12 protein-coding genes are annotated in these 13,010 nt (G+C 49.7%); 3 read left to right on the top strand and 9 right to left on the bottom strand.

What is annotated here, in order from left to right:
* Positions 1–18: 18 nt before the first annotated feature.
* On the bottom strand, positions 19–729 hold the full coding sequence (locus K8S15_14225; GenBank protein MCD4777190.1) for a YggS family pyridoxal phosphate-dependent enzyme: 711 nt from the start codon (positions 727–729) through the stop codon (positions 19–21).
* Positions 730–885: 156 nt separating this feature from the next.
* Here K8S15_14225 and K8S15_14220 point away from each other — a divergent pair, with 156 nt between their 5' ends.
* Genes K8S15_14220 through K8S15_14210 form a run of 3 tightly spaced genes read left to right on the top strand, consistent with a single transcriptional unit; the run spans position 886 to position 3,355 of the window.
* Positions 886–1,785, top strand: coding sequence for a zinc ABC transporter substrate-binding protein (locus tag K8S15_14220; GenBank protein ID MCD4777189.1), 900 nt, complete (start codon positions 886–888; stop codon positions 1,783–1,785).
* On the top strand, positions 1,782–2,546 hold the full coding sequence (locus K8S15_14215) for a metal ABC transporter ATP-binding protein (protein MCD4777188.1): 765 nt from the start codon (positions 1,782–1,784) through the stop codon (positions 2,544–2,546). The genes K8S15_14220 and K8S15_14215 overlap by 4 nt, the downstream gene beginning before the upstream one ends.
* On the top strand, positions 2,543–3,355 hold the full coding sequence (locus K8S15_14210; GenBank protein MCD4777187.1) for a metal ABC transporter permease: 813 nt from the start codon (positions 2,543–2,545) through the stop codon (positions 3,353–3,355). The genes K8S15_14215 and K8S15_14210 overlap by 4 nt, the downstream gene beginning before the upstream one ends.
* Before the next feature lie 15 nt (positions 3,356–3,370).
* Here K8S15_14210 and K8S15_14205 read toward each other — a convergent pair whose 3' ends face one another.
* From K8S15_14205 to K8S15_14170, 8 genes are all read right to left on the bottom strand, one after another.
* Positions 3,371–4,138: an ABC transporter permease gene (locus tag K8S15_14205; protein ID MCD4777186.1), complete on the bottom strand. Its 768-nt coding sequence runs from the start codon at positions 4,136–4,138 to the stop codon at positions 3,371–3,373.
* A complete protein-coding gene (locus K8S15_14200) occupies positions 4,135–5,070 on the bottom strand; it encodes an ATP-binding cassette domain-containing protein (protein MCD4777185.1) in 936 nt (311 codons plus the stop codon). The genes K8S15_14205 and K8S15_14200 overlap by 4 nt, the downstream gene beginning before the upstream one ends.
* Positions 5,071–5,291: 221 nt before the next feature.
* Positions 5,292–6,668: a B12-binding domain-containing radical SAM protein gene (locus K8S15_14195; protein ID MCD4777184.1), complete on the bottom strand. Its 1,377-nt coding sequence runs from the start codon at positions 6,666–6,668 to the stop codon at positions 5,292–5,294.
* Between the two features lie 15 nt (positions 6,669–6,683).
* Positions 6,684–7,637: a glycosyltransferase family 2 protein gene (locus tag K8S15_14190; protein MCD4777183.1), complete on the bottom strand. Its 954-nt coding sequence runs from the start codon at positions 7,635–7,637 to the stop codon at positions 6,684–6,686.
* A 79-nt stretch (positions 7,638–7,716) separates the two neighbouring features.
* Positions 7,717–8,295: a hypothetical protein gene (locus tag K8S15_14185; protein MCD4777182.1), complete on the bottom strand. Its 579-nt coding sequence runs from the start codon at positions 8,293–8,295 to the stop codon at positions 7,717–7,719.
* Between the two features lie 172 nt (positions 8,296–8,467).
* Positions 8,468–10,003, bottom strand: coding sequence for a YifB family Mg chelatase-like AAA ATPase (locus tag K8S15_14180; GenBank protein ID MCD4777181.1), 1,536 nt, complete (start codon positions 10,001–10,003; stop codon positions 8,468–8,470).
* A gap of 186 nt (positions 10,004–10,189) precedes the next feature.
* A complete protein-coding gene (locus K8S15_14175; protein MCD4777180.1) occupies positions 10,190–12,682 on the bottom strand; it encodes a T9SS type A sorting domain-containing protein in 2,493 nt (830 codons plus the stop codon).
* Positions 12,679–13,010, bottom strand: a 332-nt coding sequence (locus K8S15_14170; GenBank protein ID MCD4777179.1) for a hypothetical protein, incomplete at its 5' end; no start/stop codon positions are given. The genes K8S15_14175 and K8S15_14170, both read right to left, overlap by 4 nt.

The raw sequence follows: 13,010 nt of genomic DNA, 5'->3' as shown, positions 1-13,010 counted from the left end.
TCCGAAGTCAATTCTACTTCAACGGGTCTCTCTGGGACCGAACAGGTACCTTCCAAGTCGAACTGTTGTAGCCCCCTCTTTAACCGCAAGCTGGAAATCATCACTCATTCCCATGGATAGCTCGGATAAATCGTAATCGCAATTGTCCTTCAAACGGTCTCTCAGGATTCTAAGAAGAGCGAAGGCTTCCGATGTATCCAATTCGCTTGCTCCAAGAGGTCCTACTGTCATTAACCCTGATATACGCAAACCGATTCCACCGATCTCTCCCAGAACATCTTCCAGCAGATGATAATCGGGACTGAAACCATGCTTGGATTCTTCTCCTGATGTATTAACCTCGATCAGGATGCCCGGCTGTTCAAGACCTTTTAAAACTGTTCTTCGCGCGATCTCCCGGGCGATTTTCATTCTGCCAACGGAATCGATCCAGTGAAAATCCCGTGCGGCCTGACGAACCTCTCCTGTATGTATTGGTCCTATCATATGGAATTCAGCTGAATCCTTACCCAGGGCATTTATCTTGCGCCCCCCCTCACTCACGCGGTTCTCGCCAAGCAGCGTAATGCCTGCCTTTATCGCTTTACTCGCAACATCAACAGGGTGAGTTTTTGTGACGGCCATTATTTTGACTTCACGGCCGCTTTCTCCGCATAATTCGAGGGAATCTTCTACAAGTTCTCTTGCTTTTAACAAATTGCTTTTGATTACTTTAACCGATAATACCACTTTCACCTCCCGAAGGATGAATATGGGTAAAGACAGGCTTGCTGTCACACTGTCCGCAGTATATACTGTTGCAATTGATTTGCGATAACGGAGGATTGAAGGAATTCCTCGTTACTGTTGCTCCCGGAATTTCTATCTGGAAGGAACGTGTCACGAATGTTCAAAAGATTAATCATGTCAGCTTCCGTCCTCTCTCTCATGCTCCTTCCGGTTGGCTGCACCGGAGGGATTTCTGAAGATGAAAACAATTTGTCACTGGCTGTAAGCATTCTCCCGCAGAGATATTTCGTTGAAAGGATAACAGGAGATTCGCTTAACGTGTTCGTGGTCGTGCCGCCGGGCGCAAATCCTGCCACGTACGAACCATCCCCATCGGATATGAGAAGGATGAGCAATGTAGATGTATGGTTCACGGTTGGAGTTCCTTTTGAAACACCATGGCTTCCAAGGTTCACAGGCTCCAGCCCTGATCTGAACGTCAAAAGCACTATCGAAAACATCGTAAGACTTCCAATCGACCGATACACCGTTACCGGCTACGAGACATTATCGGAATCCGGCGGTTCTCCAGATCCGCACGTATGGCTGTCGCCGGAACTGGTCCGAAGCCAGGCAGCGGTAATCGCTGATGAGCTGTCCCTGCTTGACAGCTCCCGGGCGGATGAATACATGGCGAATCTGGAGAGTTTCAATCTTGAGATAGATTCTCTTCAGAACAGAATTCACGAATTAATCGATTCATCATCCTCCAGGAGTTTCATAGTTTTTCATCCCGCCTGGGGCTATTTCGCCGATGAATTCGGCCTTGTTCAGATACCTATTGAAACAGCCGGCAGCGAACCATCACCGAGTGAGATGGCTCTTCTTGTCGATTACGCCAGAGAGAACGGCATAAGAACGGTTTTCGTCTCCCCTGAATTCAGTACCTCTTCAGCCGAGGCTATCGCTGCGGAGATCGATGCCGATGTAACTTACATAGATCCGCTCGCGGAAGATTGGAACAGCAATCTCCACAATGTAGCGGAACACCTTTCGGGAACTGAGGAATCTGATTGAACACAGTAATCGAACTTAAGGGTATTACAGCAGGTTACCGCAGGGATAACCCCATTATCCATAATATCGATCTTACCGTCCCAAAGGACGATTTCCTCGCTGTCATCGGACCCAACGGCGGCGGGAAAACAACACTCCTCAAGGTTATTCTGGGTCTGCTGGTACCCTGGGAAGGAAGCGTATCTGTTCTCGGCGTACCCCCGGAAAAATCCCGCACCAGAATAGGTTATGTACCCCAGGTTATTCCTGACGAATCGTTTCCCATTACTGTCATGGATGTTGTTCTCATGGGAAGGCTGAAAAATTCAGGCCTGTTCGGAAGATTCAGCATCAGGGACAGGGAAATAGCTGAAATGAATCTTGAGAAATTGGATATTGGAGATCTTGCCGATGATGAAATAAACTCACTCTCAGGTGGCCAGAAGCAGCGGGTACTCATAGCCAGGGCTCTTTCGGGCAACCCGCAGATACTCCTGCTTGATGAACCTGTAGCCAGTGTTGATCATCACACGCAGGAAAGCTTTTTCAATCTCCTTGCCAAATTGAACAGTACTATAACCATCGTGCTTGTCACACACGATGTAGGCGCCGTATCGGCCCATGTTAAAAATATCGCATGTATTAACAGAAACCTGATAAGTCATGGGGAGCAACTGTCATCTGAATCGGTGGCAAAAGCTTACGGTTGTCCCTTCGAACTTATTTCTCACGGTGGAATCCCCCACAGAGTACTGGGGAAGAAAAAGGAAACGACACCATGATCGACGCGCTGGGCTATACATTCATGCAGCATGCGGTAATCGCGTCACTCCTTGGATCCATAGCCTGCGGCATAATCGGCACCCTTGTTACAGTCAATCGAATGTCAGCCCTTGCCGGAAGCATCGCCCACGCCTCTTTCGGAGGCCTGGGCCTTGCGTACCTGCTGGGTTTCGATCCATTGATGGGAGCAACAGGTTTCGCCGCGGTATCCGCAATCGGAATAGCGGCTGTTTCGTCGGGAAAAAAGGCAAAAACCGATACAGCTATGGCCGCGATGTGGGCAACAGGCATGGCAGCAGGGCTGATTTTCATAAAAATTTCCGGAACCTATTCGGCGGACCTCATGAGCTGGCTCTTCGGAAGCCTGCTCGCGGTTTCAGCTTCCGATATTTCTTATGCGATTGTACTTGACATCGTGATTCTTCTTGTAATCACAGGATTGTACAAAGAATTCCTTGCGGTTTCATTCGATCAGGAATTCAGCATGCTCCAGGGAGTACCAACTAAACTCATCAGGGGGTTATTTCTGATACTGACCGCTCTGACAGCGGTTCTTCTAATGAAGATAACAGGTCTTATAATGGTAATAGCTATGCTGTCTATTCCCGCCGCCATCGCCGAGATGTATACCGGCAGTCTGTGGAAGATGATGATATTCGCTTCCATTCTGGCAGCGGTATTCAATCTGGCAGGTCTTTCCCTCGCATGGATTCTGAATCTGCCCCCCGGAGCTGTTATTATACTTGTTGCCGCTTTCGCTTACGGAGTTTCACTTATCGTCGAGAGAATCAGGTCGGGAACCGCCTGATAAATCAGGTATTTATCACAATCCCTTTGCCCGGTACATGTTATGGAACAGGCACGAAGCGATGAAAAGAACAGATGTAAAAACAAACAGCATGAGAAAACACATCCAGACCGGAAAATAGGGAACACTTCCGTAAGCCGCCCTTATCAGGGAGCTTGTGTAAGATAACGGGGACAGTGGCGCCACCCATGCAGCCCACCCGGGCATCTGCCCGATGGGAACAAATATCCCGCTTACGAAGAGAAGCGGAAGCCGAACAAGGCTCGAAAGAAGCATGATGTTCGATGGACTTGCCGCGGGGGGCGCGGAGAGAAGAACGCCAAGTGAAGAAAAACTCAATGCTCCCATCAAAATACCGCCAATAAGAAGGGGCAGATTCGCAATTACGGCATCGGTAAGAAGCAATCCAAGAATCACCGGTATTACTGAAATCATGCAGCCGAAAACGAAACCGCTCAGAACGTCCCCCGCAAGTATGGAGCGAAGAGAGAGGGGGCTGGATATCAGCCGCTCGTAGGTTTTCGCCCGTCGCTCCCACGGGGTAACCAGGGGGCCTATCGCGGTGGCGGTAAACCAGAGCGCCATGGCAACCATTCCGGGAACAACACCACCGGGAGAAACTGACCTGCCCATTTTAAAAGCGAGGAAGAAAAACACCGGGAATAGAACCCCGAAGATAAGAACCGGAGGTTTCAGGTAATAAAGAAGCACGTTCTTTTTCAGAATTATCAGAGAACCGTGCGGCTGCCTTCGCCAGGTGTATTGATCAGATGAGGTGCTCATTCTTCATCTCCGTCCCCGATGTAGTAAAGGAACACGTCTTCAAGACTGGGTTTTCGGGTATTCAGCTGATCGATTTCCAGCTTCAGCTCTGTTGTCAAGACAGCGAGGTCAGTGGCCACGCTTCCCGGAGTTGCAGTATACAATCTGAGAGTATTCTGATCCGATTCCAGCCTGATAACGCCAGGAAGGGATTCCAGCTTTTCAAAAGGTGGTGCCTGGTCTTTAAATACCGCTTCAACATAATGACGTTTGCTGACCATCGATCTGAGTTTCTCGGGTGTATCAATCGCCGCTATGCGTCCGTTATTGATTATCGCTACCCTGGAACAGATATCACCTGCCTCAATCATGTTATGCGTAGTTAGAAAAACCGTAAGACCCTTGTCGTTCAACTCCCTGACAATTTTCCTTATAAGCCTTGCGCTCTGAACATCAAGGCCGCTTGTAGGCTCGTCCAGAAAAAGCACTTCGGGATCAGTAATAAGTGCTGCGCAAAGCATTAGCCTCTGCTTAAGACCCTTTGACAGCTCGCGGGCTTTGCTGTCTTTTTTATTCAACAGCCCCAGGGCTTTCAGAAGTCTTTCCCCTTCCTTTATTCGCCTGTCTTTGGGAATCCCGTAAAGCTCAGCCATGAGCATGAGGTTTCTCCAGACCGAAAGGTCAAGATATACGTTGGCCTGCTCGGGAACCACCGCTATATGCTCTCTTGAGAGTATCGATTCTTTCCTGATATCGTGGTCCTGTATCATTGCGGAACCACTGGTTGGCTCAATAACACCGGTCAGCATTCGGACGGTAGTAGTTTTACCAGCGCCGTTGGGGCCCAAAAAACCGAATATTTCTCCGCCGGCAACCTCAAAGTCTATTCTGTCAACAGCCGTAAAATCCCCAAATTTCCTCGTAAGACCGTTAACCTTGATAACAGTTTTCATTTCAGTCGTTCCGTCAGTTATGGTTTTCTCCCTGTCTACTGTAATTCACAGTAATATATAGAATCATCAAGACAAAAGAATTACCGAATTTCATAAAAGAATTCGAAGCAATCAGTACTAGGAGCTTATCGTCAAATACATCCAGTATTCTCCTCAAATCTTCGAGCATTCTATCTAAGCTGCGAGGCTCTTCTGCTCAATGCACATTATCGGACATACTCCTAGACTCTCCTGATCTTAATCAGTGTTCTTTTAAGGTTTCCATGGCCCAGAACCGTCTTCAGCGTTTGCAGAATTCTGGTAGGATGAAGATAGAACCTCCAGAAGGCTTTCTTCTTAATTTTCTCTATCTCATCCGGTTTGAACCCTTCAAGTTCGTAAACCGAACTGTGAAAACAGTCAAAATCCTCGAAATCCTTTCTGATCAGCCCCTTCGTTCTTTCCCAGAGTTCGGTATGGGGAAAAGGGGTTGTTATATCGAACAAAGCATCGTCAAACGGTTCCCGTGAGGCAAACCGGATTGTCTTCTTCATCTCCTCGCGCGATTCACCCGGGGCTCCAAGCATGAAGTAACCCTGAACGTAAACACCTCTCTCTTTCGCCATGCGCAGGGCTCTTCTGACCCCCTCAACGGTTATTCCTTTCTCGTAGATCTCATCCAGTACCCTCTGGGATGCGGATTCAACCCCCATGTTTATCTTCGACAGTCCTGCTTCTATCATTATATCGAGAAGATCCTCTGTCAGCAGGTCAGCCCTCACATTACAGCACCACCTAAGGTTCAGTTCCCGTTCTATCATCAATTTGCAGATGCTTCCGACCCACCCGGCATCGAGTATGAAAGTGGAATCCTCGAACATAAAAGCGTCAATACCGTAATTATCAATGAGCGATTCCAGTTCCCCGATTATTGATTCCGGGGAACGTCTCCTGATTTTCCTGCCGAATATCTCGCTCAGCGTGGGCTGGCAGAAAGTGCACTTGAACGGACAGCCTCTTGTGGCCATTACTGATGTTCCCCTAAGCCCGGGGTTAACCCTGTCCATGGAGTACCATGAAGCGAAATATTTTTCCATATCAAAAACGGATCTGTCGGGAAGCGGAAGTGTGTCAAGGTCTTCGGTAAGCAACAACCCGGGGATTGTGAGGATTTCTCCGTCCTTTATCATTGTCATGCCTTGAATGTTGGAGGGTTCCTCACCACTCAGAAGAGCTTTCCAGGCTATCTCCGCTTCTCCGGAATAGACCAGGTCAGCTCCGGTTCTCCTGATAGTATCATCCGGTAGAACTGTGGCATGAGGTCCACCTGCGACGATAAGAGCCTCCGGCATGTATTCACGCACGAGGTCGGCCACTCTGCAGGCATCCGCAAGTTGGGGAGTCATTATGGATATACCCACTGTATCCGGCTGGAATCTGGCAAGTTCAGTCGTCAGATCCTTAAAGGGACGACTCCTGAAGGACATGTCGAACACCTCAACCTGACGGTCCAGGTTCTTCGATATCGCAGCGAGCATTCCAAGCCCCAGCGGAGGCTGTCCCGATGGATACCGCGTTTCTGGAAAAACCAGAAGTATTCTGAGAAATTCGCTTTTCACGGGTAAATCAGCCTTTCAGCGGTACAGGATGTTCATAATGCAACCCGCATATTTTACCAGCCTTCTGTACATGAAAAGCTCATGAAAAGCTCTCCGGCAGTAGGACGCTGTGTATCGAATATCCCTCCGGGATAAAGCGGGGTAAAAAAATCCGGCTGTAAGCCTGTACCCTATAAGCAAACCCATGAATAGTCTGAATAGAGCCATGGATCCTGTATATCCATGTTTCTCGAGGAATTTCAGCTTTGCCTGAATATATTCAAGGTACGTTTCCCTACCAAACATTTTTCTGGCCGACGCACCCTCGACATGAATCACCTGTGCCTCAGGCACGAATACTGAAGAATGCCCCATTAGAAACATTCGATATTGAAGCTCTGTCTCTTCGTGGTAGAAGAAAAAATCCTGGTCAAATCCCTTTGCTTTCATGAAAAGCTGTTTCCGGAAAACCATCACCGCGCCTACCAGCCAGTCCACTCTCCGGGTCGTATTGTGAGACAGATTCGAAGATGAGGATTTTCTAATTATCGGCAGGTGTTCAGCGATCAGTCGTCCGGGAAATGGAAAGTCTCTGATAGAACGTTGAAGAGTACCGTCGGGCCATAGCAGACGGGGACCGATAATTCCAGCATCCGGATACTTTTCAACAGCTTCCAGCAGAACCTCAAGACTCCCCGGGAGAAAAACTGTATCGGAATTCGCTAAAACTATTATCTCGGCATCAATGTCTTTTATTGCTTCGTTGGCGCCTCCCGCAAAGCCCAGATTCTCCGGAGCTCGGATAAGACTGAACCAGTCCTTATTCCCCCAGGTTTCAGCTGCAATTCTTTCCGAACCATCCTTTGAACCGTTATCGAAAACAATCAGCTCTCCGCCGAGTTTTTCGACGGGATGCGCAAGAGATTCAATCATTCCCGGAAGCACATCCAAACCGTTCCAGTTCAGTGTGAGTACGGCAAATCGTTTCATATCAATCGCCCATCATCGACAGCATGCGTGATTAGAGGATATGCTATTCCAGCCAGGTTCCATGTTCCTCTCACGGAAACTATATGCTGGCCTTAATCCTGCCCCAGGTAGTGTTCTGAAGAGCGGTCGTGGTGAAGCTCAATTCAAGATCATCGATATACCAGTAGTGAGCATCAGAGGCAACGATATGGAAAGCGAACTGAACTGTCTTGCCTGACCATGAAGCATCAAGGGTTTCTGTCTGCTCGTACCACTCAAAACCGGTATAGATACCTGCATCGTTTTCACTCCAGAGTACGATCCAGTCACCGCCGTTGATATCTCTGACTTCGGTAAACGCGTCTCCGTTATCCACCTGGACAAAGTAATTGTAACTTCCACTCCACCACCAGGTAAAATCAACTTTCCCTGATACCGGCAAGGTAAATGAAGGCGTAACGGCCCTGGTGTCATGCGGCCATGGTGAATGCCAGTTGTACTCCAGGCTGAAGTCACCTGTATGAGCCTGGAATTCATTGTCATAGAGAGCCCAGTTAGCAGTACCGGTAATTGTCCAGTCGCTGATGTCTCCATCCTCAAAGCCTTCAGTCCAGACCACTTCGGCCAATGACACTGAGGCACTCAGAACCGTAAGAGCCAATATATACTTACTCGTCATGTTCTTTCTCCCTGAATGATTGTCTTCAAATACTCCGTTGAATTCATAAAAGCATTTCAGTCCGAACGCAACTCATTCATAAACAGCACTCTAACATGCCATGTTAGACACAATCGTTCAGCGTGAAATCAAGAATGGGATTCAACGTAATCCCTTCCCGTCAGCAGATATTTCAGGGGTATATCTGTCCGGTCATGGAACGGTACTGTACGGCTTCGGCTATATACTCAGGTTTTATATTGGGGGAATCCGCCAGGTCAGCGATAGTTCTTGAAACCTTGACTATCCGGTCGTAAGCCCTCGCGGAGAAGCCATACAGTTCCATCGCGGATTTCAGAAGTTTTCTGACTTCTTCGTCGAGTTCGCAGTATTTCCTAACCAGTGGGGAATTCATGCCGGCGTTGCAGTAAAGACCACTTATTCCGTGGAACCGTTCCGCCTGGCGCTTTCTCGCTTCAATCACCCGCTTTCTGATATCGGAAGAGCATTCACCTGTGGGAAGGCTGCATGAAAGGTCGCGGTACGCAACAGGAGCAACATCGATATGAATGTCGATTCTGTCCATCAAAGGCCCGGAAATTCTGTTAAGGTACCGCTGTATCTGTGGGCCGGTACAGTTGCACGAATGACCCGGATCGGTAAAGTACCCGCATGGACAGGGATTCATTGCCGCGATCAGTGTGAAATCAGCTGGAAACGTCATGGTCATTGCCGCCCTTGTTATCGTGACTGTGCCGTCCTCAAGCGGCTGCCTGAGAACTTCCAGAACGTTCCTTCTGAATTCCGGCAGTTCATCGAGAAAAAGCACTCCGTTATGGGCAAGGCTGACCTCACCCGGCCCTGGTATTGCCCCTCCTCCTATAAGTCCCGCATCCGAAACCGTATGGTGCGGCGAGCGAAAGGGACGGATTTCAAGAAGGGCGTTTCCCGGTTCCAGAAGGCCGGCGACACTGTGAATCTTGGTGGTTTCAATAGCTTCTTCGGGAAGAAGGGGCGGAAGAATGGAAGGAAGCCTTCGCGCAAGCATGGTTTTTCCGGATCCGGGGGGACCTATCATGAGTATGTTGTGTCCGCCTGCGGCTGCCACTTCAAGAGCCCTCTTGGCTAACTCCTGACCCCTTACGTCCCTGAAATCCGGTTCGGGCTTTCCACAGGTTCTGACAGGCACGGGAGAGTAGCTTGCAGGCTCAATAGTTATTTTATTAAGCAAAAAGTCAATCACACTCCCGAGGTTTTCCGCCGGGAAAACATTCTGACCCGCCGCAACCGCTGCCTCACCCGAATTGGAGAGCGGAACCACAAGACCTGAATGGCTTTTTCTTCTTGAGCGATCGGCCATGGATAGAACGCCGCGAACCGGCCGGAGAGCGCCATCAAGCGCGAGTTCGCCAACAAAATAGATGTCTTCAATAGCCTCTTTCGGGATTATCCCGGAAGCGGCGAGAATGCTTATCGCGATTGGCAGATCGAACCCGGGCCCCTCCTTCTTTCTGCCTGCGGGAGCCATGTTGATTGTTATCTTCTTCCCCGGGAGCTTGAACCCCAGATTTGCTATCGCGGACTTGATCCGCTGACGGGATTCCCGCACAGCGTTATCCGGAAGGCCTACAATGGTGAAGGTTGGAAGCCCCATGGACATGTCAGCTTCGATTTCTACTGGATAGGAGTCTATTCCGTAAACGGCCAGGCTTCTTGTGCGAGCAAGCATAAAACCCTCCCTGATTCTTCAACTATGAGTGTACGCATAATCGAGGAGGAGTTCAAGGGCCAGTTCGAATCAGAAGCCGCGTTGCTACCCGGTATCTCATAGATTGTGTCCTGAATATGTGAATCACGAAAACTGAGAATACTTATCTGTTCTTCCTCAGGAGAGTTTGAAAAGCTCCGGATATCCCTATTTCAAAAGCACGAATCTGACGGGCGTCGTTCCCTCCCGGAAACTGATCATGTAAACACCAGCAGGCAGCATCGAACAATTCAGCCGTGTTTCGACTCCCGCGTGGATGGCTACATGCCGGCTGAAGACAATTCTTCCGGCAAGATCGTAGATACAGACAGCAGATTCGAAGGCGGGACTGTTCTCCGATAGAGAGATAATCATGCTTTCCCTGACCGGATTCTCAACTATGCACGGCAATTGCGCCATTCCTGCAAATCCTTGTCTGTCAATACCAAGGCCGGAGAGATCACGAGTATATATTTCCCATCCATCGCCTTCGTTACCGGCCCAGAACAGATCGCTCGAAGTCGAAACGGGAGACCATGCCGGGCCTGCGGAAGGGCAAAGTTCCAGCGGCTCGGAACCTCCCAGAGGATAACCCATTATCTTTGCTGAGGCACCGCATCCGTCCTGCCAGATGACACCCGTTCCCAGAGGCTCGGGCAATCCGCTCAGAAAAGCTCCACATATGCGAGTTGAAGTTGTACAGACAGACTCCTCGTTCCCCCATCCGGTCCCTTCCCACATTCTCAGTTTGATCGAAGCCGCACCTGCTTCGTCTATCCATAACAAACAGGCTACTGAGGTTGACCAGTCGGTATCGAGACTGGGGGAATGGCATAATTCACCCGAGGATACTTCAACGGGAGAACTGAAACCGGACAGATCACCACAGCACCACATTATCCTGCTGCCTGAGGAGGATCGCTCCTCCCATACGAGATGAACGGTTCCCGAATCATCAACGATAAGTTCGGGATTCTGGCACCATTTCCCAATGGGACTCATCTGAGCAGCGGGAAATTCACCATCAATGCTTTTCAGCATGACCGCGCCGCCTGTTGCATCCCAATCCAGCCAGGCAAGCCAGAGCCTGGTACCTGTTGAAGCCAGGCGCGGGCTCATCTGGTATCCTTCCTGGTCTACCTGCACTTCAACCTGGGAAAAATTCTCACCGCATGCGGTCTTTATCCTGTAACTGTAGGTAGATAACTCAAAATCACTCCATGCTATCCAGGGGGATGTATCGTGATAACAGGCTGAGACTCCGACATCCCAGTATTCGTCTTCATCAACGTAACTAACCGGACCCCAGCCCGATCCCTCTTCGTACAGCCGGGCAGCAATATCCAGCCTCCCGTTCTCCCCGGAAAGCCATACCGCAACGGTACGCCGGGGTGTACCGTTGTTGGAAGCTACATCTGGAAAACAGTCAGAGTATCCACTGGATGAAACCTGATCGTATTCGGAATACAGCGGTCCAACTGCCAGATGAGCTTCATTCCTCATATCGCTCGACAGGGGTTTCAAAGTAGGGTCTCCGAGCAGCGCGTTGCCGTAGAACCATGCTCTCTCATTGGGGGAAAATCCTCCCTGCGCCTCGTAATTCCACCACTCCCTGAAGGCTTCTCCAAAGGTCAGTCCCGCAGCAAGGGGGCTGTAGAATTCCTCAAAATCAAGCATAGAACCCGTTTTCGCAGAACCTGAAATCAGCAGTCCGTAATCGGTACCGTAAAGATACCAGTTTCCCAGACATCCCTCCTCCACCCACCTCGCGTTTGAGCAGCTGAACAGCTGCAGGAACGCGGTATGGGGATTCACCTGGGCTATTTCCGGTGCCATCACGGTACCCGCCATTCCTCCAGACACTTTGAAAGTATGGCCCCAGGGACATGAATGGGCCATAAGATGTACGAATTCGTAGCCCTGGCCGAGATTGAGAAGGTAGCTCTCCGCTGTTGTCTGGCTGGAAGAATTGATAACGGTGACATTTGATGATCCGTAAATGCCATCAAGTCCGCAATCCGTATAGTGATTCCAGTCATCATCATTGAAAGCCAGCGCTTCTGAATTCAATCCCATCGATCCGGTTCTGTAAATGTGGTTCCTGGCGAAGTACGCGGCGAGTAGAAGCAGCTCGGGTCCGTATGCGGTGTGGGCATCTATCCTGCCAACCCATATCTCCGGAGCAACATCACCGCTGTGACTGTCGTAAAGCCCATCAAGATCGGAGTCAGTCCATATGCCGTCAAGATCCATGAGGAACAGCTCACAGGGGAATTCCTCGGGAGCCCATGCATCCTCTTCGTACCATGCGCACGGCAGAAATCCAACAAGAACAGCACCATCAAGATCAGGTGTACTCCGAAGAAGGGTTTTTATGTCTTCAACAGTACCGCCGCCCATGATATGCATCTCGACAGTCCATCCATCCGACGCGATATCGCTCTGAAACTGTGCGAGAGAAGCTGCCAGAGGATCGGCAATACAATCCGCAACAATTATAAGAACCTTGTCTCCTTTGTTGCCCCTGATAATTGAAATATCTTCAAACGAAGCTGGAAGAATTTCAAGTGGCGATGACTCGACCTCCACCATAATCGTACCTGCAGGGCCTGTGGGAACCGCTGCGTAAGCGATAATCATAGTAGCCAGCACTGAAATCATAAATCCTCGGTTTCTGCTGGATCGGCTGCCTGGATCGGCGTCGCAGGACCTTTCAGTCTCTCTATAACCGCCTCACAAAGATGGTATATAACGCACCCGCCGAACCCAATATCCTGCGCAAGCTCTATCTGGCGGAGAGTCTCCTCCATCGAGAGTTCCGAAGAAGCAGACCGTTCTCCTATTCCGCAGAGAATCGTGTTGTTACCTGCCAGCTCGACCTGTTCTTCACCCCATATCACATACTGGGAGTCGGATTCGGTGTAGTTCATGATTACCGCGAAATCGATCAGACCCAGTTCAAGCCACCTGTTCCACATCTGGCCGAAGA

Origin of the sequence: Candidatus Aegiribacteria sp. (assembly GCA_021108005.1) — a bacterium.
GTDB lineage: Bacteria > Fermentibacterota > Fermentibacteria > Fermentibacterales > JCC-6 > Aegiribacteria.
This window is presented reverse-complemented; position numbering and strand designations above follow the sequence as displayed.

Bases quoted from the DNA above. Each gene is read 5' to 3' on its own strand.
- K8S15_14220 (MCD4777189.1), top strand. From the start codon at position 886: ATGTTCAAAAGATTAATCATGTCAGCTTCCGTCCTCTCTCTCATGCTC.
- K8S15_14210 (MCD4777187.1), top strand. From the start codon at position 2,543: ATGATCGACGCGCTGGGCTATACATTCATGCAGCATGCGGTAATCGCG.
- K8S15_14205 (MCD4777186.1), bottom strand. From the start codon at position 4,138: ATGAGCACCTCATCTGATCAATACACCTGGCGAAGGCAGCCGCACGGT.
- K8S15_14200 (MCD4777185.1), bottom strand. From the start codon at position 5,070: ATGAAAACTGTTATCAAGGTTAACGGTCTTACGAGGAAATTTGGGGAT.
- K8S15_14190 (MCD4777183.1), bottom strand. From the start codon at position 7,637: ATGAAACGATTTGCCGTACTCACACTGAACTGGAACGGTTTGGATGTG.
- K8S15_14185 (MCD4777182.1), bottom strand. From the start codon at position 8,295: ATGACGAGTAAGTATATATTGGCTCTTACGGTTCTGAGTGCCTCAGTG.
- K8S15_14180 (MCD4777181.1), bottom strand. From the start codon at position 10,003: ATGCTTGCTCGCACAAGAAGCCTGGCCGTTTACGGAATAGACTCCTAT.
- K8S15_14175 (MCD4777180.1), bottom strand. From the start codon at position 12,682: ATGATTTCAGTGCTGGCTACTATGATTATCGCTTACGCAGCGGTTCCC.